Here is a 17,708-nt window from a genome sequence, read left to right as displayed (position 1 = left end):
ATTGCAGGTAGGTTTCAGGGCGTGAGCGCCAAGAGACACGAGCATGGTTCCCAGGACGACAAGCTGCCCATCCGGATGCTGCACGATCGCGTGCTGGTGCGGCAGGAGACCGGTGAGGGCGAGCGGCGTTCGGGGGGTGGCATTCTGATTCCCGCGACGGCGGCCGTGGGCCGTCGGCTGGCCTGGGCCCAGGTGGTCGCGGTGGGGCAGAACGTGCGGACCGTGGAGCCGGGCGACCGGGTGCTGTTCGATCCGGAGGACCGGGCGGAGGTCGAGGTGCGGGGGACGGCGTACGTGCTGATGCGGGAGCGCGATCTGCATGCCGTGGCCGCGGACCGTTTCGAGGGTTCTGAGGATTCGACCGGTTTGTACCTGTAGTTCGATGGTCGAGAAGGGCTGGTGACTGTCGTCACCAGCCCTTCTCCTGCTTTCGGGCTAGAGTGGTGGGACCCGTGAGGGCCCCGACGAGACGCGCCGTACCGGGGTGAAGGCAAAGACGACGCACCCCCGTTTCGGTTCGTGTCCCGGAGGTGCCCGTCGTGGCCTGGGTCCTGCTTGTCGTCGCCGGCCTGCTGGAGGTCGGCTGGTCGGTGGGGATGAAGTACACCGATGGTTTCACCCGGTTGGTCCCGAGCCTGCTCACCGGTGCGGGCATCGTGACGAGCATGCTGTTGCTGTCGTACGCGGCGCGCACGCTGCCGATCGGTACGGCGTACGGCGTGTGGGTGGGGATCGGCGCGGCCGGGGCGGCGGTGCTGGGCATGCTGGTGCTGGGTGAGCCGGTGACGGCGGCGCGGATCTTCTTCATCTGTCTGCTGCTGGTGGCCGTGGTGGGGCTGAAGGCGACGTCCGGGCACTGAGCGGCGGGTGTTCCTTCAGTCCCGTGGGCCGTTCCGGGTGAGGGCGTCGGTGAGGCCGTCCGGGACGGGGGAGTCGTCCCCGTTGGCGTCGCCGTCGCCGGTGTCGTCGGTGGTCGTCGCGCCGTCGTCCTCGGTGTCGCCGCCGGTGGTTCCGCCGCCGGTCCGTCCCTGGGGTGGTTCCGGCTCGTCCCGGCCGGTGGACTCGTCGTCCGTCTCCGTCCTGTCGGGTGTCCGGCTGGCGCCGCCGCCGCTGCCGTCGGGGGCGCCGGTCGGGGAGGGGCCGGTGCCGGAGTCGCCGGGGGGCGGCTGGGTCCTCCAGGCGCCGGGCTGGAGGCGGAGGGTGAAGGCCGCGACCGGTGTGCCCCGGAGGGCTTCGCGGGTGTACTGGCCCCAGATCTCGGCGGGGGCGCCGCCGCCGTTGACGCGGGGCAGGCCCATGGCTCCGTAGAGGGGTTTGTGGCCGGCGGTGACGGGGTCCTGGCCCATGACGGCGACGACGGTGGCGAGGTCGGGGGTGTAGCCGGCGAACCAGGCGGCGGTGTCCTCCTCGGCGGTGCCGGTCTTGCCGGCGGCGGGGCGGCCGGCGGTCTGGGCGGCGGTGGCGGTGCCGCTCTCGACGACGCCGCGCAGGACGGAGGTGGTGGTGTCGGCCGCCTGGCGGGTGACGGCCTGGCGGGTGCGGCGCTCGGGCAGGCGGATGTCGCGTCCGTTCCGGGTGATCTTCTCGACCAGGGTGGGGGCGGTGTGTCTGCCGTGGTTGGCGAGGGTGGCGTAGGCCTCGGCCATGTCGAGGACGCTGGCGGTGGCGACGCCGAGGGCGATGGAGGGTCCGGCGTCGTCGAGGCTGGGGGTGTCCGGGGACAGGCCGAGGTCGACGGCGGTCCGGCGGACCCTGTCGGGGCCGACGTCGGCGGCCATCTGCGCGTACACGGCGTTGACGGATTTGTCGGTGGCCTCGCGGACGGTGATGTCGCCGTAGTCGCGGTGGTCCTCGTTCTCGGGGGCGTAGCGGTCTCCGGGCCAGCCCTGGACGGGGCGTTCGCTGGTCCCGTCGTAGACGGTGTTGGGGGTGATGGGGCGGCCGTCCTGGGTGCGGGAGTCGTGCTCGACGGCGGCGGTGAGGACGAACGGCTTGAAGCTGGAGCCGACCTGGAAGTCCCGGCGGGTGGCGTTGGGGGTGTACTGCTTGACGTAGTCGATGCCGTTGTACATGGCGACGACCTTGCCGGTCCTCACGTCGATGGAGGCGCCGCCGGCGCGGACGTAGGTGTCCACCTCGCGGTTCTTCTTGTCGAGCCGGTCCATGAGTTTGTCGTTGACGGCGTCGACGAAGGCGTCCTGCTTGTTCTTGTGCAGGGTGGTGGTGATGCGGTAGCCGCCGGTGTCGAGGGCGGCCTCGTCGACGATGTCGTTCCGGACCAGGTGGTCCTTGACGATGTTCACGATGTAGCCGCGCTGCCCGGACATGCTGGTGGAGATGGTGGTCTGCCGGGGCACGGGGAAGGTCAGGGCGGCGCGTTCGGAGGCGCTGAGCCAGCCTTCGTCGACCATGCCGTCGAGGACGTAGTTCCAGCGGCGTTCGACGGTGTCGCGGTTCTCGGGGTGGGTGACGACGTCGTACTGGCTGGGGGCGTTGACGAGGGCGGCGAGGTAGGCGGCGCGGCCGGCGTCGAGGTCGGAGGCGTCGATGCCGTAGTAGGCGTGGGCGGCGGCCTGGATTCCGTAGGCGCCGCGGCCGAAGAAGCTGGTGTTGAGGTAGCCCTCGAGGATCTGCTCCTTGGTCTGCTCGCGGTCGAGTTTGATGGCGATGAAGAACTCCTTCACCTTGCGGGTGATGGTCTGTTCCTGGCGGAGGTAGTAGTTCTTCACGTACTGCTGGGTGATGGTGGAGCCGGACTGCTTGCCCTTGCCGGTGGCGGTGTTCCAGGCGGCGCGCACCATGGCCTGGGGGTCGACGGCGGACTCGGTGTAGAAGTCGCGGTCCTCGGCGGCGAGGACGGCGTGCTGGGCGTCCTTCGAGATCTGGGAGAGGGTGACGTTCTCCCGGTTGACCTCGCCGTCGCGGGCGATGACGGAGCCGTCGGTGTAGAGGTAGACGTTGGCCTGCTGGGTGGCGAGGGCGTTGGCGGCGGGGATCCCCACGAGGTGGTAGCCGAGGAGGAAGCCGCCGCCGACGAGTGCGGCGGTGAGGAGGAGGCCGCCGAGGAGCATCCGCCGGACGGGGAGCAGCCGGCGCCGTCCGGTGTGTCCGGGGCCTTTCGGGGCGGCGGCCGCCGGGGGTTTTCTCGGTGCCCAGCCCTTGTGGGGCTGCTGTGGCTGCGGCTCGTCGCTCATGTCGTGCACGGACTCCTGTTTCGCCTGGTTCGTTCCACTGCGCCATGGTGTGCGCCTCTTATTCAAGACTGTCCCACCCTGTGGCGCGCCCCCGCCGACGCCGCGCGTGGCGCGCGCACGCGGCCTGTCACGCACATGGCCCCACCGGAAATGCGTGGCGGGGGTGCGACGGGCGCACTAGGCTCCTGCGCTTCGGTGCCGGCGGCGGAAGGGGGGGCGGGGCGTGGGCTCGGCGCGGTTGTACCTGGCCGTGGCGGTGGGGGGGTTCCGGCGGTACGCGTCGTACCGGGTGGCGACGGCGGCCGGGGTGTTCACCAACACGGTGTTCGGGCTGATCCTCGTGTACACGTATCTGGCGCTGTGGGAGGAGCGGCCGGGGCTCGGCGGGTACGACCAGGCGCAGGCGGTCACGTACGTGTGGCTGGGGCAGTGCCTCTACGCGACGCTGGCGATCCAGGGCGGTGGTGCGGAGAAGGACCTGATGGAACGCATCCGTACCGGTGAGATCGCGGTCGACCTGTACCGGCCGGCGGATCTGCAGCTGTGGTGGCTGGCGGGTGATGCGGGGCGGGCGGGGTTCCAGTTGCTGGGGCGGGGGGTGGTGCCGTTCGTGTTCGGTTCGCTGTTCTTCCCGATGGCGCTGCCGGCGGAGGCCGCCGCGTGGGCGGCGTTCGCGGTCACGCTGCTGCTGGCGGCGGTGGTGAGCTTCGCGATCCGCTATCTGGCGGCGTTGAGCGTGTTCTGGCTGATGGACGGCAGGGGGATCAGCCAGGTGCTGATGATCACGGGGGTGTTCTTCTCGGGCATGGTGCTGCCGTTGAACGCCTTCCCGGACGGGCTCGGTGACGTCGTGCGGGTGCTGCCGTGGGCGGCGCAGCTGCAGGTGCCGGCGGATGTGCTGATGGGGGAGACGGACGTGTGGGGGGCGTTCGCGTTCCAGGCGGCGTGGGCGGTGGCGCTGCTGGCGGCGGGGCGGCTGCTGCAGTCGGCGGCGACGCGGCGGGTGGTGGTGCAGGGTGGGTGAGCGCGGTGTGCTCGCGGAGGGGGCGCGGGCCTACGGGCTGATCGCGGGGATGTGGGTGCGGTCGGGCATGACCTACCGCGCGTCCTTCGTGTTCACGGTGGTCGGGAACCTGCTGGTGACCGGGCTGGACTTCGTGGGGATCCTGCTGATGTTCTCGCAGGTCGACTCGTTGGGCGGCTGGTCGCTGCCGGAGGTCGCCCTGCTGTACGGGCTGTCGGCGACGTCGTTCGGGGTCGCCGACCTGGTGCTGGGCTCGATGGACGCGCTGGGCGGGCGGATACGGGACGGCTCGTTCGACGTCCTGCTGGTGCGTCCGGCGCCGGTGCTGGCGCAGGTCGGCGCGGACCGTTTCGCGCTGCGCCGGCTGGGCCGGGTCACCCAGGGCGCGGTGGTGCTGGGCTGGGCGCTGGCCGCGGCCGACGTCGACTGGAGCGCGGTGAAGGTGCTGCTGGTGCCGGTGATGGTGGTCAGCGGCGCGGCGATCTTCTCGGCGGTCTTCGTGGCGGGCGCGGCGTTCCAGGTCTTCGCGCAGGACGCGGCCGAGGTGCAGAACGCGTTCACGTACGGCGGGAACACGCTGCTGCAGTATCCGCCGAGCGTGTTCGGGAAGGATCTGGTGCGCGGGGTGACGTTCATGCTGCCGCTCGCCTTCGTCAACTGGGTGCCGGCCGCGTACGTGCTGGAGCGGCCGTACCCGATCGGACTGCCGGGGTGGGCCGCGTTCGCGTCGCCGCTGGTGGCGGTGGGGTGCTGCGCGCTGGCGGGTCTGGCGTGGCGGACGGGTCTCAGGTCGTACCGGAGCACGGGGAGCTAGAGGGTGAGGGACGTTTTCATCGAACTCGACGGCGTGGAGAAGGTCTTCGACGTGTGGAGGAAGACCGGCTTCATGAAACGGGAGCGGCACCGGGTGCGGGCGGTCAACTCGCTCTCCTTCACGGTGGCGCGGGGCGAGATGGTCGGCTACATCGGCCCGAACGGCGCGGGGAAGTCGACGACGATCAAGATGCTGACCGGGATCCTCACACCGAGCGGCGGCCGGCTGCGGGTCGCCGGCATCGACCCGTCCCGTGAGCGGACGCGGCTGGCGCACCGGATCGGGGTGGTGTTCGGGCAGCGGACGACGCTGTGGTGGGACCTGCCGCTGATCGACTCGTACCGGCTGATGCACCGCATGTACCGCATCCCGGACGCCCGGTACCGGGAGAACCTGGAGCGGCTGACCGAACTCCTCGACCTGGGCGGGCTGCTGGACGTTCCGGTGCGCCAGCTCTCGCTCGGCCAGCGGATGCGCGGGGACATCGCGGCGGCGCTGCTGCACGACCCGGAGGTGCTCTACCTCGACGAGCCGACGATCGGTCTGGACGTCGTCTCCAAGAGCAGGGTGCGGGACTTCCTGCGGCAGTTGAACGCCGAGCGGGCCACGACGGTGCTGCTGACCACGCACGACCTGCAGGACATCGAGCAGTTGTGCTCGCGGGTGATGGTGATCGACCACGGCCGGCTGGTGTACGACGGTCCGCTCGCCGGGCTGCACGAGGCGGGGGAGAGCGAGCGGACGCTGGTGGTGGACCTGGAACGGGAGCTGCCGCCGATCGAGGCGCCCGCGCCCGCGCGGGTGGTGCGGGTGGAGGGGCCACGGCAGTGGCTGGCGTTCCCGGCGTCGGCGTCGGCGGCCGAACTGGTGGCGAGGGTCGCGGCCCGGTACCCGCTGGTGGACCTGTCGGTGCGGGAACCGGACATCGAGGCGGTGATCGCGAGGATGCTGGGTTCGTCGGGAGAGACCCCCGGACCTCCGCAGGAGCGGGCCGGTCGGGCCCTCTCGTAGCGGGGCGGGCTCTTTCGCGGTGGGACGGGCCCTCTTGTGGCGGAGCGGGTTCCTTCTTCCGTTCTTGTGGCCGGGCGGGCCCTCTCGTAGCCGGGCGGCGGAGACAACTCGTAGGCTGCTTGCCATGACCGACGACGCAGCCGTGCCGGACCTTCGAGCCTCCGACGCCGACCGTGAACGGGTCGCCGAGATCCTGCGGGACGCCCTGGCGGAGGGCCGCCTCGACATGGAGGAGTTCGAGGAGCGGCTGGACGCGACGTACAAGGCGCGCACCTACGGGGAACTGACGCCGATCACCCGCGACCTGCCGGACCCGGGGACGGCCGTGCCGGCCGTGTCCCTGATCAAGGAGACGGAGCCGTCCGGTGGTTGGCGGGACAGGATCGTCGGCGGCGACGACGCGGGGACGTCGTCGTGGGCCGTGGCGGTGATGTCGGGCTTCCAGCGCCGGGGCCGCTGGACGGCGCCGCGCCGTTTCAACTGCTTCGCCTTCTGGGGCGGCGGTGAGGTCGACCTGCGGGAGGCGTACTTCGCGGACCGCGAGGTCGTCGTCAACGCGGTCGCGATCATGGGCGGGGTGGAGGTCGTCGTCCCGCCCGGCGTCGAGGTCGTCGTGCGCGGCATCGGCGTCATGGGCGGCTTCGACCACCGCGAGGAGGGCGTACCGGGCGACCCGGGCGCCCCGCGCGTGATCGTCACGGGCTTCGCCTTCTGGGGCGGCGTCGGCGTCCAGCGCAAACTCCCCCGGGCGGAGAAGCAGCGCCTGCGCGAGGAGCGCCGCAGGGAGAAACTGGAGCGCAAGGAGCAGCGCCGCCGCGAACTGGAGGGCTCCGACGACCGCTGAGCGCGCCTTCGGCCCCTCCGGCATCCGAGGAGCGGGGGCCGGGGGCGGCACTCCGGAGGCGCGGGGCGGGCAGGGGCGGAGGAGGGGGGCGGAGAAGGGCCCGCGAACCCCTACCACCGCACCGGAGTCCCGCCCTTCAGGTCATCCAGGTCGAACTCCTCGGCCATCCGGGTGTACCCCCGGTCACTCGGATGAAGGTGATCGCCGGAGTCGTAGTCCGACCGGAGCCGGCGCGGGTCGTACGGATCCCGAAGCGCCCTGTCGAAGTCGACGACCGCGTCGAACACCCGCCCCGCCCGGACCTCCGAGTTGATCGCCTGCCGCACCGCCTCCCGCGCCTCCGTGTACCCACGGTGCCCGCCGAACGGCATGAGCGTCGCCCCCACGACCTTCAGCCCTCGTCCGTGAGCCCGCTCGACCAGCTCGTTCAGCCCCGCCACGATCGCGTCCGGGTCGGCGGTGCCCGGATGCCGCAGGATGTCGTTGACCCCGAGCGCGACGACGACGACCTTGACGTTCGTCCGCCCCAGCACGTCCCGTTCGAACCGGTTCAGCCCGCTGGGGTTCCCGGCCGGCCGCCCCGGCCCGTCGGTGAGGACCTGGTTCCCGCTGATCCCCTCGTTGACGACGCTGTACCGCGGCACGTCCCGCCCGGCCCCGACCGCCGACCGCAGCCGGTCGGACAGCACGTCCGGCCACCGGTTGTTCGCCCCGGTCGTCGAGGTGAAGCCGTCGGTCAGCGAGTCCCCGAGGACGACGACCGTGCCGTCCGACTCGTTGCTCAGCACGTCCAGCGCGGTCACGTACCGCCAGGCCCCGCTCCGCGCGGTGTACGCCGTGCCCGTCGCGTCCCGGGTGTGCTCGCCTTCGGCGACGTACGAGGTCTGGCGGGCGTGCGGGTGGTGGGTGACCGGCCCGGACGGGGTGGGGGAGTACGTCGTGATCAGCACGTCCCCGGCGTGCGGGACGGCGGTGCGCACCGCGTCGCTCGTCACCTGCTCGCCCGCCGGGACGACGACCGCCGGGTTCCCGGCGAAGGCCAGCGGCCGCACGGTCTCCGGGAGCGCCGCCGCCGTGTCCGGGCCGGCCGCCACGGCGATGGAGGCGTGCGTGACGGTCAGCGGCGACCGGCCGTAGAGGTTGGACAGCGTGACGCGGGCACTCGTACCGCCGGCGCTGGTGTGGACGACGTTGCGTACCGAGCGGTCCATGAGCCCCGTCGTCCCGGTGCCGGGCTCGCCCGCGACCGGGGAGGCGGCCCAGGAGGCGACCCAGGTGCCGGTGGAGGCGGGCGCGGCCGGGGCGTTCGCTGCGCCACGGTCACCGACGAGGGCGCCGCGCTCCCGCGTGCCCTCGTCGACCCCGGCACCGACGTACAGGGCGGCGGAGACCGCCAGGACCGCGGCGACGACCGCGGCGAGCAGGGTGCGCTGCTGGGCGGGGGGCGTCGCCGCGCCTCCGTCACGACCCCGGGTCATGCTGCTCTGTTCTCCTCGGAAGACGGGAGACGGGAGCCCGAGGCTCCGATCCGATGAACCCATGATGATCCATGGGAGGGGAAGGCCGACAAGGGGGACCCTCGGGTGATCCCCCGGGACGAACCTCTCCGGACGGACGCCGGGAACTCCTGTCATGTTCCAGTAGTCGGTCAGGAAGGGACAATGCGTGAGGGATCACCGGACGGGCGGAGCGGATGGAACGGACCGAAGCGGCAGAAGCGGCGGAAGCGGCGGAAACCGGCGGCAGGGAGGCCGAGGGGCAGCACGCCCGCACCGGCGCCTTCGCCAACCGCGCCATGAACACGTTCAGCCCCGCGGACGAGGAGAAGCGGCGCGGGGTGCGCCGGATGAAGCTCACCGCCACCGGACTGCTGCTGTTCGTCGCCGTCGTCTACGTCCTCGCCAAATGGGCCTCCCACCAGGGCGCCGGCTCCTGGGCGGGCTATGTCGCCGCCGCGGCCGAGGCCGGCATGGTCGGCGCGCTCGCCGACTGGTTCGCCGTCACCGCGCTCTTCCGCCACCCCCTGGGCCTGCCCATCCCGCACACCGCGATCATCCCCACCAAGAAGGACCAGCTCGGCGTCTCCCTCGGCGAGTTCGTCGGGGAGAACTTCCTCTCCGAGGCCGTCGTACGGCAGCGGCTGCGCACCGTCGGCATCAGCAGCCGGCTCGGCGCCTGGCTCGCCGTCCCCGAACACGCCGACCGGGTGACCGCGGAACTGTCGACGGCCCTGCGCGGCGCCCTGACCGTGCTGCGCGACTCCGACGTCCAGGCGGTGGTCGGCGAGGCCATCACCCGCCGCGCCGACGCCCAGGAGGTCGCGCCGGGCATGGGCAAGATGCTGGAGAGGATCGTCGCCGACGGCGGCCACAAACGGGCCGTGGACGTCATCGTCGCCCGCGCCCACGACTGGCTGGTGCTGCACAACGACACCGTGATGGACGCCGTCCACGGCGGCGCGCCCGGCTGGACGCCCAAGTTCGTGGACCGCAAGGTCGGCGAGCGCGTCTACAAGGAGCTGCTGCGCTTCGTCACCGAGATGCGCGACATGCCCACCCATCCCGCGCGCGGCGCCCTCGACCGCTTCCTCACCGACTTCGCCTCCGACCTCCAGACCGACAGCGACACCCGCGCCCGCGTCGAACGCCTCAAGAGCGAGATCATCGGCCGGAGCGAGGTGCAGGACCTGATCGCCTCCGTGTGGACGGCCGTACGGTCCATGATCGTTTCGGCGGCGGAGGACGAGCGCAGCGAACTGCGCCTGCGCGTGCGCGCCTCGCTGCTCTCCCTGGGCGCCCGCATGTCGCTCGACCCCAGGATGCAGGGCAAGGTCGACGGCTGGCTGGAGAGCGCCGCGGTGTACGTGGTCACCACCTACCGCAAGGAGATCACCTCCCTGATCACGGACACGGTGGCGAGCTGGGACGCCGAGCACACCACGAAGAAGATCGAGGCCAACATCGGCCGGGACCTCCAGTTCATCCGCATCAACGGCACGGTGGTGGGCTCCCTGGCGGGACTGCTGATCTACACGATCTCCCGGGCCCTGGGCGCGTAGCGCGGCGCGGCATGCCGCGCCGCGCCGCGGGACGGCGGGACGGCCGAACGGCCACGGGCGCGTCGCGGCCGGGCGCGCAGTTCCCCGCGCCCCTTGAGGGGACACCCCGCCGTGGCCCCCTCCGCCCCCGGCGCGTGCCCTCGCGGTGTACCTCGGCGCCACCGCCCTCACCGCGATCGCCTTCGACACCTGGTGGTTCTTCCTCTTCCGCTTCCTCACCGGCTTCGGCATCGGCGGCGAGTACGCGGTCATCAACTCCGCGGTCGACGAGCTGATCCCGGCGAAGTACCGGGGTCGCGTCGACCTGATGATCAACGGCAGCTTCTGGCTGGGCGCGGTCGGCGGCTCCCTGCTGTCGATCCTGGCCCTGAACACCGACATCTTCCCGGCGAACGTCGGCTGGCGCCTGACCTTCGCCCTCGGTGCCGTCCTCTCCCTGGTCATCCTCCTGGTACGCCGCCACGTCCCCGAGAGCCCGCGCTGGCTGCTGATCCACGGCCGCGACGAGGAGGCCGAACGCATCGTCGGCGACATCGAGCGCCGGGTCGAGGCCGAGCGGAGCGAGCCGCTGCCCGCGCCGAGGGCGAGCTGACCGTCCGTCAGCGCAAGAACGTCACGTTCACCGAGATCGCCCGCACCGTCTTCGCCAAGTACCGCAAGCGCTCGGTCCTCGGCTTCTCCCTCTTCATCGGCCAGGCGTTCCTCTACAACGCCATCACCTTCGGCTTCGGCGCGATCCTGACCAGGTTCTTCGACGTCCCGTCCGGCAGCACCGGCTACTACTTCGCCGTGATCGCGGTCGGCAACTTCATGGGCCCGCTGCTGCTCGGCAAGCTGTTCGACACGGTGGGCCGCCGGGTGATGATCTCCGGCACGTACCTGCTCTCGGGCATCCTGCTGTTCGGCACCGCCTGGCTGTTCGACCGGGGTTCGCTCAGTGCGACGACCCTCACCGCCTGCTGGTGTGCGGTCCTGTTCTTCGCCTCGGCCGGCGCGAGCAGCGCGTACCTGACGGTCTCCGAGGCCTTCCCCATGGAGACCCGCGCGATGTCCATCGCCTTCTTCTACGCCCTCGGCACCGCCGCCGGCGGCATCAGCGGCCCCCTGCTGTTCGCGAAGCTCACGGAGACGGGCGTGGTCGGCGACACGGTCCTCGCCTTCCAGATCGGCGCCGGCCTGATGTGCGCGGCGGGCCTGGTCGCCGCCTTCCTCGCGGTGAACGCGGAACGCCGCTCCCTGGAGGACATCGCCGAGCCCCTCGCGGCCGTCACGTCGAGGACGAAGGACAGGACCCGCACGGGCCCGGACCGGAGCCCGCGGCCGACGACGCCGTGAGCCGGGCGGCGGACCGGCGGGACGTCCTCAGCCCCGCCGGTCGGCCACCGCCCACGAAGCGAGCGCCACGGCCCCAGCCACCCCGAACACGGCGGGCCAGGCGCCCACCTTCTTCGCCAGCGGGTGCGACCCCGCGAACGCGGCGACGTACGCCACCGACAGCGCCCCCGCCGCCCTGCCGCCGGCCCGCTCCCGCCACTGCTGCGCGGCGGCGGCCCCGGCGGCGGCCAGCACGACCCCGCCCAGCTGCCGCTTCCGGGTCCAGCGGGCTACGCCGTACCCCCCGACGAGTCCGCTCGCGGCCACCACCGAACTGGGAACCTTCGCCATGCCTGCTGCCTCCTGCCGCTGCGCCGGCCCGGCGGGCCGGGGTCGTCCGGACTCCGAGGCTAGCGCTCCGGGGGACGGTCCCCGCGTCCAGCCCGTGGCCGTATCCGCGCCCAGGCCCGTGATCGGGGCCGCGTCCAGCCCGTGGCCGTATCCGCGCCCAGGCCCGTGCCCAAACCCGCGCCCAAGCGTGTGACCAGGCCCGCGTCCGGTCGCGCGACACAACCTGAGTCCAGGGTTGTCAACTTTCCTCCTCCGCGCTATATAAGAAAGCAAGACCGTAAGGGCATCGCAGATGACACCCACGGAAGGAGATGACCGTGATGCTCATGCGTACCGACCCGTTCCGCGAATTCGACCGACTCGCGCAGCAGGTCTTCGGTGCCACCTCCAACGGCCGTCCCTCGGCGATGCCGATGGACGCCTACCGCTCGGGGGACGACTTCATCGTCCACTTCGACCTCCCCGGCATCGACCCCGAGACGATCGAGCTCGACGTCGAGCGCAACGTCCTCAACGTGCGCGCCGAGCGCCGCTCCCCGGCGCCCGAGGGTGCGGAGACCGTGGTCGCCGAGCGTCCCACCGGCACCTTCACCCGCCAGCTGTTCCTGGGCGACACCCTGGACACGGAACGCATTGACGCGTCGTACGAGTCCGGTGTCCTGACCCTGCGCATCCCGGTCGCCGAACAGGCCAAGCCGCGCCGCATCCAGATCACCGGCGGCGACAGCCGCAGGCAGATCGGCAACTGACCCCCCCGCGCGCACCCCGCGCACCCCGCGCGTTCCGTGGACCCGACCGGCCCGCGGGACGCGCCCCCGCGCACATCCGGCCCGCAGGGCGGCACATGCCCCGGAGGAACCGGGGCACTGGAGAACCGGAGACCGGGGCACTGGAGAACCGGAGAAGGAGAGAAGCACCGGATGACCACGCTGACACCGCAGAAGCCCGCGACCCCGAAGCCGGCCGGAGGCATCCCGGCCCCGGCCCCGGCCGCAGCGACCCGGAACGACAGCTGGCATCGACTGATCGACGCGGTACGGGAGTCGGGCCAGTACCCGACGCGGTCGGAGGCGGAGAGCGTCACCCGTGTCGTCCTCTCCGCCCTCGGTGGTCACATCGTCGGCGACGAGCGCGTCGACCTGGCTCGCGCCCTGCCCGAGGAGGCGGCCAGAGTGGTCGCCTCGCAGATCCCGGTGACCCGCAGCCTGACCGCCGCGGAGTTCGTCGAGTCGGTGGCGGTCCGCATTGAGGGCGCGACCCCGGCGACCGCCCGCTGGGACGTCAGCTCGGTCCTGAGCGTCCTGCCCGACCTGGTCGGCGACGCCCTGGTGACCCGCCTCCTGGCCCAGCTGCCGCCGGGCTACGCCCTGCTCTTCGGCCGCGCGGAGCTGTCCCTGGCGTGAGGTGCCGGGCCGCGCCCCCTGCACACGCGAGAACCGTCCGACGTGACCCGGCCCCGGACCCGTGTCCGGGGCCGGGTCACGTCCGGATCCCGCCACCGCCCGCCAAATGGGTCGACGGCGCCCCTCCCCACCCGCCATCCTGCGAGCCGGAAGCCGCACCATCTGATCCCCCCTCACATGGCCACCGGACACAACGACCCCCAGCGCCGCGCACGCATCCTCGCGGCGGCGCTCGACCTGATCGCCGAGGAAGGCGTCGCCGGTGTCTCCCACCGGAAGATCGCCGCACGGGCCCGGGTCCCCCTGGGCTCGATGACGTACCACTTCACCGGCATCGACGACCTGCTGCTCCAGGCCTTCACCGGCTACGCCGACCACGCGGCGACCCTCTTCGAGGACCGCCTCACCTGCGCCACCACCGCCGACGGGGCCCGCGAGGCGGTCACCGACCTCGTCCACACCCTCTCCGAGACCCCCCGCCGCGACCTGGTCCTCACCCAGGAGCTCCACACCCTGGCGGCCCGCCGCGCGCCGTACCGCGCCCTGTGCGTTCACTGGATGCGCCGCAGCCGCACCCTCCTGGAACACCACTTCCCCCCGCCCACGGCCCGCCGGCTGGACGCCCTCGTCAGGGGCCTGACCCTCCACCGCGCCCTGGACGACACCCCGTCCGACCGCGAACTGACCCGCGAGGCGATCGCCCGGATCACCGCCGGACCCTGACCCGTGGTGCGGGCCGGCCCCAGTCCAGCACGTCCCGGACGACCGCCGAACCGACCGCGCAGACCAGGCGTCGAGGACCGAGCCGCTCCTGGCCGTACTGCTACGACCAGGCCGGCAACCTCACCAGCCAGGGCGTGGACCAGGGCTGCCCGCGCGGCACCACCTACACCGTCGACGACGCCCAGCAGATCACCGCCAAGAACGGCGACAGCACCAACTGGTCCTACGACCAGATCGGCAACGAGACCGCCGGAGCCTCCGCCCCCGAAGGCACCCGCACCGGTGAAATCTGGTCCGACCACAGCCAGATGACCTCGATCACGGTCGGCGGCAAGACCTACGCCGGCCAGTACGGCTCGACCGACCAGAGCGAGCGCATCAAGCTGGGCGACACCTTCTTCCACAACGGCCCGCTCGGCCTGTCCGCCAAGACGACCGCCGGCGTGGACATGGGATTCAACCGGGAACCCGGGGGCACGTTGAACTCCATGACGACCGGGGGCACGTCGTACTACTACCTCACCGACGCGATCGGCTCCGTCGTCGCGCTCGCCGACGAGACCGGCGCCAAGGTCAACACCTACGCCTACAGCCCCCGGGGCGTCGAGCGGAGCACCACCACCGAAAAGGGCCCCCAGCCGTACCGGTTCGCCGGCGGCTACCAGGAACCGACCGGCCTGTACCACTTCGCCGCCCGCTACTACGACCCCAACATCGGCCGCTTCACCAGCCCCGACCCCTCCGGCCAGGAGAAGAACCCCTACCTCTGCGCCGAAGGCGACCCCGTCAACCGCATCGACCCCAACGGCCTGCTTCCGTTCGGCATCGGTGGCGAAGCCTGCTTCTGGATCTGCCTCTACGCCACGGTGGGCGGATGAAAGCGAGACGGGCGGACGCCCCGGACTACCGTGCGGGGCAGTGACCGCGCCCCGGGGCGATGGCCGGACTGATCGGGGGGATCGAGCGGTTCCACGGCTCGACGGCGTCCAGCCGGCGGGGGAACGCCGGGCACAGGTGGAGGTGCTCGTGCCGGTCGGTGGAATCGCGCCGAGTCGGCTTCGAACCGGCCGAGGAAGGCCGAAAAGTGATGCTTGACGATTCAACATATTTCTTGTGAGTATGCGGTGACGTCCTGAGATCGGAGTGCTTCATGCGTCTGAAGTCCCTTGTCCTCGCGGCGATACCCGCGGCTTTCCTCGGTGTCATGGCAGCCGCGCCCAGCGCGTCGGCGTGGTCTCCCGGGAACTGCCAGACGGGTACGTTCTGCGTCTGGCCCGAGTACTGGTACGGCGACACGGACATGCCGCCGTCGCTGGTGACCGAGAGCGAATGGTCGGGCAGCGCTCTCGGCCACATCTTCTACAACAGGACGTCCCGGGACGTCTCGATGACGTACGTCGTCGTCGGACACGAGGAGCAGGGACCCGAGACGGCGTGCGTCTCCAGCAATCACGGCAGCTACTTCACGATGCCCATGCATGTCACGGACATCGCCTGGCGTGAGGACGACGGCAGCCCCTGCTGGTGACCGCACCGAGGCGCCGTCTCCAGCAGCACTGGAGCGCGTTTGACGTTCTCGCCCCTCCGGCTGAGAAGGGTCGTTGAGGCCACGGCCAGTGCGCAGGCGGAGAGAGGCTCCTGGCAGGGCGGGCGTCGAGCCCGAGCCGCCCTGCCAGGAGCTTCCGCATGTCCGCCCACCCGGCCGACGTCGACCTGCCCACCTCGGCCCCGCACTTCCCGCCAGGAGTCCTGGTGAAGACGAACACGGCCTCGACGGCCGACGGTCACCGTCGCGCATGCAGCGAGGTCCGTTTACTCGATTCCCAGCGGCATCGATGGTGTGCGAAGGTCGGTCGGTGTCCGTCTCCCGAAACGAACCCGCCTCGCGGTACGCCCTCGACCTGCTGCGCCGGCAGTTCGACCTGACGTGGTCGCTGTTCGAGTACCACCTGGAGAGGCTCGAACCCGACGACTTCCTGTGGGAGCCCGTCGGCAACTGCTGGACGGTACGCCGAGCCGGCGACGGGACATGGGTGCCGGACTTCGCGGAGAGCGAGCCCGACCCGGTTCCCGTACCGACCATCGGCTGGCTGAGCTGGCACATCGGCTGGTGGTGGAGCGTGACCATCGACCACGCCCGGGGCAGGGAGCCCCGGCAGCGGGACGACATCACCTGGCCGGGTGCGGGTGAGCCGACCGTCGAGTGGCTGCGCGGTCTGCGCGCGGACTGGCTGGAGGCACTGGACCGGCTCACCGGCGCCGACCTGGACTCGACCGCCCCGTTCCCGTGGCAGAACGACCCCCGGCACACCGTCGCGCACATGATCGCCTGGGTGAACGCCGAACTGATGAAGAACGCTGCGGAAATCGGCCAACTCCGCCTCCAGCGGGCAGCCGACCGTCCGTCGGCCGTCACGAGCTGACGGCCGGGGCCCGGGGCAAGGCTCCGCTCACGGCAATTCGCCCGTTGTCACGGCCAGTTCGGTCGCCTCGGAACGTGACCACTCACGATCAGGACTCACTTCCACGGCAGACCCGGGTGGCCGCGACCGCCCCGGCCGGCCAACGCTTCCACAGCACGTTCCGCCTCTCCCGCTCCGAACCGGGTGCAGGGCGAGCGGAGAACGGTTCAGGAGGCGGAGGGCCCGATCTCCCCCGCGAAGACGATGATCTGGTCGATGAGGCTCCGCCGCAGGTGGACGACGTCCGTTCCCGCCAGGCGGGGTCCTCCGTCCGGAGTGGTGAAGACCCACTGGTACCGGGCCCACTCGTCCGGCATGTCCACCGCCGAGCAGCGCACCATCGTGCCGGCCCCCGCCGGATGCCGCCGGATGTCCAGCACGAACCGTTCGACCGCCTCGATCCCCTCACTGCGCCCCAACGGCCCCCAGAAGACGACGTCCGAGGTCAGGGCCTGGGAGAGCAGCCCCGTCACATAGTTGTCCTCCGAGGCGTTGAACGCGGAGATGAACGTGTCGATCGCGGACTGCGCGGTCTCTTCATGCATGTGCCAGTCATACCAGCCCGTCCGCGGCGAAGTCCGTCCCACGACCCGCCTTCCGGACACGGAGGACCATCCCGGTCGGGGAACCGTAGGGTCGGGTTTCGTGCACAACACCCTGACGGAGCACGCCCGGTGCCTGTACGGCGACGAGTACCACCCGGCCCCGGAGTGCGACCTCGACCACGACGAGCACCACTTCGTCGAGGAGTTGACCTTCGCCGACGCGGACGCGGTCCTCACCATGCTGCGCGCCCTCTGTTCCCACCTCGCCGACGGCCACCTGCCCGTCCGGATCCGCAACCTCGCCCACCGGCCGGCGCTGCTGCAACGCCCCGACGACGCGCCCCTGATGCGCGAGGCCGCCGAAAGCCTGTGGCTGCACGGCCCGGACTGGGACCACATCGCGACGGACCTCACAAGACGGGCGGACGCCCTGGACCGACGCGCGGGACGGTGACCACGTCCCGGGCCCGAGCCCGAGCCCGAGCCCGAGCCCGGGCTCGGGCTCGGAGCGACAAGGACGTGCGGGTGTTCCACGAAGATTTCAGCGAGTGCGGCTACCTGGACGACGACACCTTCACAGAACCGGAGTCGGGTTTCCACGGGCTCCGGTACCGCCCCGCGCACGCCCGCCTGAACGTCGGCTGTCTGGAGGCCGGCAGGCCGTACTCGACGGGGCCGGTCCCCGCTGGGTTCGTGGAGAAGGTGGAGGCCGTCCGACGGGTCCAGCGGATGAACGTCTGCCTGGGCGTGCACGAGCGCGACCTGCGCCCGGCAGAGGACGAGCCGGCCCCGGAGGGAAACGGGGGGCTACGCATCCCGGGCGCGCCCGGCATCGTCTACGCCGCCCCGTCCCTCGTCACGCACTACGTCACCGCCCATGGCCGCCGCCTGCCCCTGGCCTTCATCGCCGCCGTCCTCGCGGTCGACGTCGACGCGTGGGCCCCCGCACGGTGGCCCGACGTGCC

17 protein-coding genes, 3 pseudogenes and 1 riboswitch are annotated in these 17,708 nt (G+C 71.6%); of the genes and pseudogenes, 16 read left to right on the top strand and 4 right to left on the bottom strand.

What is annotated here, in order from left to right; genetic code table 11:
- The first annotated feature begins 21 nt into the window (after window positions 1-21).
- Together KYY02_RS06350 and KYY02_RS06345 are read left to right on the top strand one after the other, a co-directional pair.
- The gene (locus KYY02_RS06350) at window positions 22-378 is read left to right on the top strand and encodes a GroES family chaperonin (RefSeq protein WP_371236461.1); all 357 of its coding nucleotides are present in this window, start codon (window positions 22-24) and stop codon (window positions 376-378) included.
- A gap of 66 nt (window positions 379-444) precedes the next feature.
- A riboswitch (guanidine-III (ykkC-III) riboswitch) is annotated at window positions 445-506 on the top strand.
- Between the two features lie 33 nt (window positions 507-539).
- A complete protein-coding gene (locus tag KYY02_RS06345) occupies window positions 540-860 on the top strand; it encodes a DMT family transporter (RefSeq protein WP_030825380.1) in 321 nt (106 codons plus the stop codon).
- Between the two features lie 15 nt (window positions 861-875).
- Here KYY02_RS06345 and KYY02_RS06340 read toward each other — a convergent pair whose 3' ends face one another.
- The gene (locus KYY02_RS06340; RefSeq protein WP_371236459.1) at window positions 876-3,194 is read right to left on the bottom strand and encodes a transglycosylase domain-containing protein; all 2,319 of its coding nucleotides are present in this window, start codon (window positions 3,192-3,194) and stop codon (window positions 876-878) included.
- Window positions 3,195-3,417: 223 nt separating this feature from the next.
- Between KYY02_RS06340 and KYY02_RS06335 the strand changes: the two genes are divergently transcribed.
- The 4 genes from KYY02_RS06335 (at window position 3,418) to KYY02_RS06320 (ending at window position 6,887) form a co-directional block, all read left to right on the top strand.
- Entirely contained in the window at window positions 3,418-4,218 is an 801-nt protein-coding gene (locus tag KYY02_RS06335; protein ID WP_371236458.1) for an ABC transporter permease, read from the top strand.
- The gene (locus tag KYY02_RS06330; RefSeq protein WP_371236457.1) at window positions 4,211-5,032 is read left to right on the top strand and encodes an ABC transporter permease; all 822 of its coding nucleotides are present in this window, start codon (window positions 4,211-4,213) and stop codon (window positions 5,030-5,032) included. Before KYY02_RS06335 ends, KYY02_RS06330 begins: the two co-directional genes overlap by 8 nt.
- A gap of 3 nt (window positions 5,033-5,035) precedes the next feature.
- The gene (locus KYY02_RS06325; RefSeq protein WP_371236456.1) at window positions 5,036-6,043 is read left to right on the top strand and encodes an ABC transporter ATP-binding protein; all 1,008 of its coding nucleotides are present in this window, start codon (window positions 5,036-5,038) and stop codon (window positions 6,041-6,043) included.
- 124 nt (window positions 6,044-6,167) lie between these two features.
- Complete coding sequence (locus KYY02_RS06320) at window positions 6,168-6,887, top strand: DUF1707 SHOCT-like domain-containing protein (RefSeq protein ID WP_371236454.1); 720 nt, start codon at window positions 6,168-6,170, stop codon at window positions 6,885-6,887.
- 110 nt (window positions 6,888-6,997) lie between these two features.
- On the opposite strand, the gene KYY02_RS06315 is transcribed toward KYY02_RS06320, so the two are convergent.
- Window positions 6,998-8,365: an SGNH/GDSL hydrolase family protein gene (locus tag KYY02_RS06315; protein ID WP_371236453.1), complete on the bottom strand. Its 1,368-nt coding sequence runs from the start codon at window positions 8,363-8,365 to the stop codon at window positions 6,998-7,000.
- Window positions 8,366-8,580: 215 nt separating this feature from the next.
- Between KYY02_RS06315 and KYY02_RS06310 the strand changes: the two genes are divergently transcribed.
- Entirely contained in the window at window positions 8,581-9,945 is a 1,365-nt protein-coding gene (locus KYY02_RS06310; protein WP_371236451.1) for a DUF445 domain-containing protein, read from the top strand.
- Window positions 9,946-10,084: 139 nt separating this feature from the next.
- Window positions 10,085-11,280 (top strand): annotated as a pseudogene (locus tag KYY02_RS06305) (MFS transporter); the annotation flags it as partial.
- A gap of 27 nt (window positions 11,281-11,307) precedes the next feature.
- Here KYY02_RS06305 and KYY02_RS06300 read toward each other — a convergent pair.
- A complete protein-coding gene (locus tag KYY02_RS06300) occupies window positions 11,308-11,610 on the bottom strand; it encodes a hypothetical protein (protein ID WP_149548306.1) in 303 nt (100 codons plus the stop codon).
- A gap of 320 nt (window positions 11,611-11,930) precedes the next feature.
- On the opposite strand from KYY02_RS06300, the gene KYY02_RS06295 reads away from it, so the two are divergent.
- The 6 genes and pseudogenes from KYY02_RS06295 to KYY02_RS06270 all read left to right on the top strand — a co-directional run bounded on the left by KYY02_RS06295 (window position 11,931) and on the right by KYY02_RS06270 (window position 16,159).
- Window positions 11,931-12,359: an Hsp20/alpha crystallin family protein gene (locus KYY02_RS06295; protein WP_371236554.1), complete on the top strand. Its 429-nt coding sequence runs from the start codon at window positions 11,931-11,933 to the stop codon at window positions 12,357-12,359.
- A 171-nt stretch (window positions 12,360-12,530) separates the two neighbouring features.
- Entirely contained in the window at window positions 12,531-13,013 is a 483-nt protein-coding gene (locus tag KYY02_RS06290; RefSeq protein WP_371236450.1) for a DUF2267 domain-containing protein, read from the top strand.
- A gap of 177 nt (window positions 13,014-13,190) precedes the next feature.
- The gene (locus KYY02_RS06285) at window positions 13,191-13,736 is read left to right on the top strand and encodes a TetR/AcrR family transcriptional regulator (protein WP_371236449.1); all 546 of its coding nucleotides are present in this window, start codon (window positions 13,191-13,193) and stop codon (window positions 13,734-13,736) included.
- Window positions 13,737-13,822: 86 nt separating this feature from the next.
- Window positions 13,823-14,614, top strand: a pseudogene (locus KYY02_RS06280) (RHS repeat-associated core domain-containing protein); the annotation flags it as partial.
- Between the two features lie 272 nt (window positions 14,615-14,886).
- The gene (locus tag KYY02_RS06275) at window positions 14,887-15,264 is read left to right on the top strand and encodes a hypothetical protein (RefSeq protein WP_371236448.1); all 378 of its coding nucleotides are present in this window, start codon (window positions 14,887-14,889) and stop codon (window positions 15,262-15,264) included.
- A 307-nt stretch (window positions 15,265-15,571) separates the two neighbouring features.
- Window positions 15,572-16,159 (top strand): DinB family protein, encoded by a 588-nt coding sequence (locus KYY02_RS06270; protein ID WP_371236447.1) that lies wholly within the window; start codon window positions 15,572-15,574, stop codon window positions 16,157-16,159.
- A gap of 206 nt (window positions 16,160-16,365) precedes the next feature.
- Here the strand turns inward: KYY02_RS06270 and KYY02_RS06265 are convergent, their stop codons facing one another.
- A complete protein-coding gene (locus KYY02_RS06265; protein WP_371236446.1) occupies window positions 16,366-16,743 on the bottom strand; it encodes a nuclear transport factor 2 family protein in 378 nt (125 codons plus the stop codon).
- Window positions 16,744-16,843: 100 nt separating this feature from the next.
- Here KYY02_RS06265 and KYY02_RS06260 point away from each other — a divergent pair, with 100 nt between their 5' ends.
- Window positions 16,844-17,197, top strand: a complete 354-nt coding sequence (locus tag KYY02_RS06260) for a hypothetical protein (RefSeq protein ID WP_371236444.1) — start codon at window positions 16,844-16,846, stop codon at window positions 17,195-17,197.
- Window positions 17,113-17,649 (top strand): annotated as a pseudogene (locus KYY02_RS33895) (DUF7919 family protein); the annotation flags it as partial. The gene KYY02_RS06260 and the pseudogene KYY02_RS33895, both read left to right, overlap by 85 nt.
- Window positions 17,650-17,708: the final 59 nt, after the last annotated feature.

The sequence above is a fragment of the Streptomyces pimonensis genome (assembly GCF_041380215.1).
GTDB classification, from domain to species: domain Bacteria; phylum Actinomycetota; class Actinomycetes; order Streptomycetales; family Streptomycetaceae; genus Streptomyces; species Streptomyces pimonensis.
This window is presented reverse-complemented; position numbering and strand designations above follow the sequence as displayed.

Coding starts and splice junctions, on each gene's coding strand:
- KYY02_RS06340 (WP_371236459.1), bottom strand. CDS start 3,194: ATGAGCGACGAGCCGCAGCCACAGCAGCCCCACAAGGGCTGGGCACCG.
- KYY02_RS06320 (WP_371236454.1), top strand. CDS start 6,168: ATGACCGACGACGCAGCCGTGCCGGACCTTCGAGCCTCCGACGCCGAC.
- KYY02_RS06315 (WP_371236453.1), bottom strand. CDS start 8,365: ATGACCCGGGGTCGTGACGGAGGCGCGGCGACGCCCCCCGCCCAGCAG.
- KYY02_RS06310 (WP_371236451.1), top strand. CDS start 8,581: ATGGAACGGACCGAAGCGGCAGAAGCGGCGGAAGCGGCGGAAACCGGC.
- KYY02_RS06300 (WP_149548306.1), bottom strand. CDS start 11,610: ATGGCGAAGGTTCCCAGTTCGGTGGTGGCCGCGAGCGGACTCGTCGGG.
- KYY02_RS06295 (WP_371236554.1), top strand. CDS start 11,931: ATGCTCATGCGTACCGACCCGTTCCGCGAATTCGACCGACTCGCGCAG.
- KYY02_RS06290 (WP_371236450.1), top strand. CDS start 12,531: ATGACCACGCTGACACCGCAGAAGCCCGCGACCCCGAAGCCGGCCGGA.
- KYY02_RS06285 (WP_371236449.1), top strand. CDS start 13,191: ATGGCCACCGGACACAACGACCCCCAGCGCCGCGCACGCATCCTCGCG.
- KYY02_RS06275 (WP_371236448.1), top strand. CDS start 14,887: ATGCGTCTGAAGTCCCTTGTCCTCGCGGCGATACCCGCGGCTTTCCTC.
- KYY02_RS06270 (WP_371236447.1), top strand. CDS start 15,572: ATGGTGTGCGAAGGTCGGTCGGTGTCCGTCTCCCGAAACGAACCCGCC.
- KYY02_RS06265 (WP_371236446.1), bottom strand. CDS start 16,743: ATGCATGAAGAGACCGCGCAGTCCGCGATCGACACGTTCATCTCCGCG.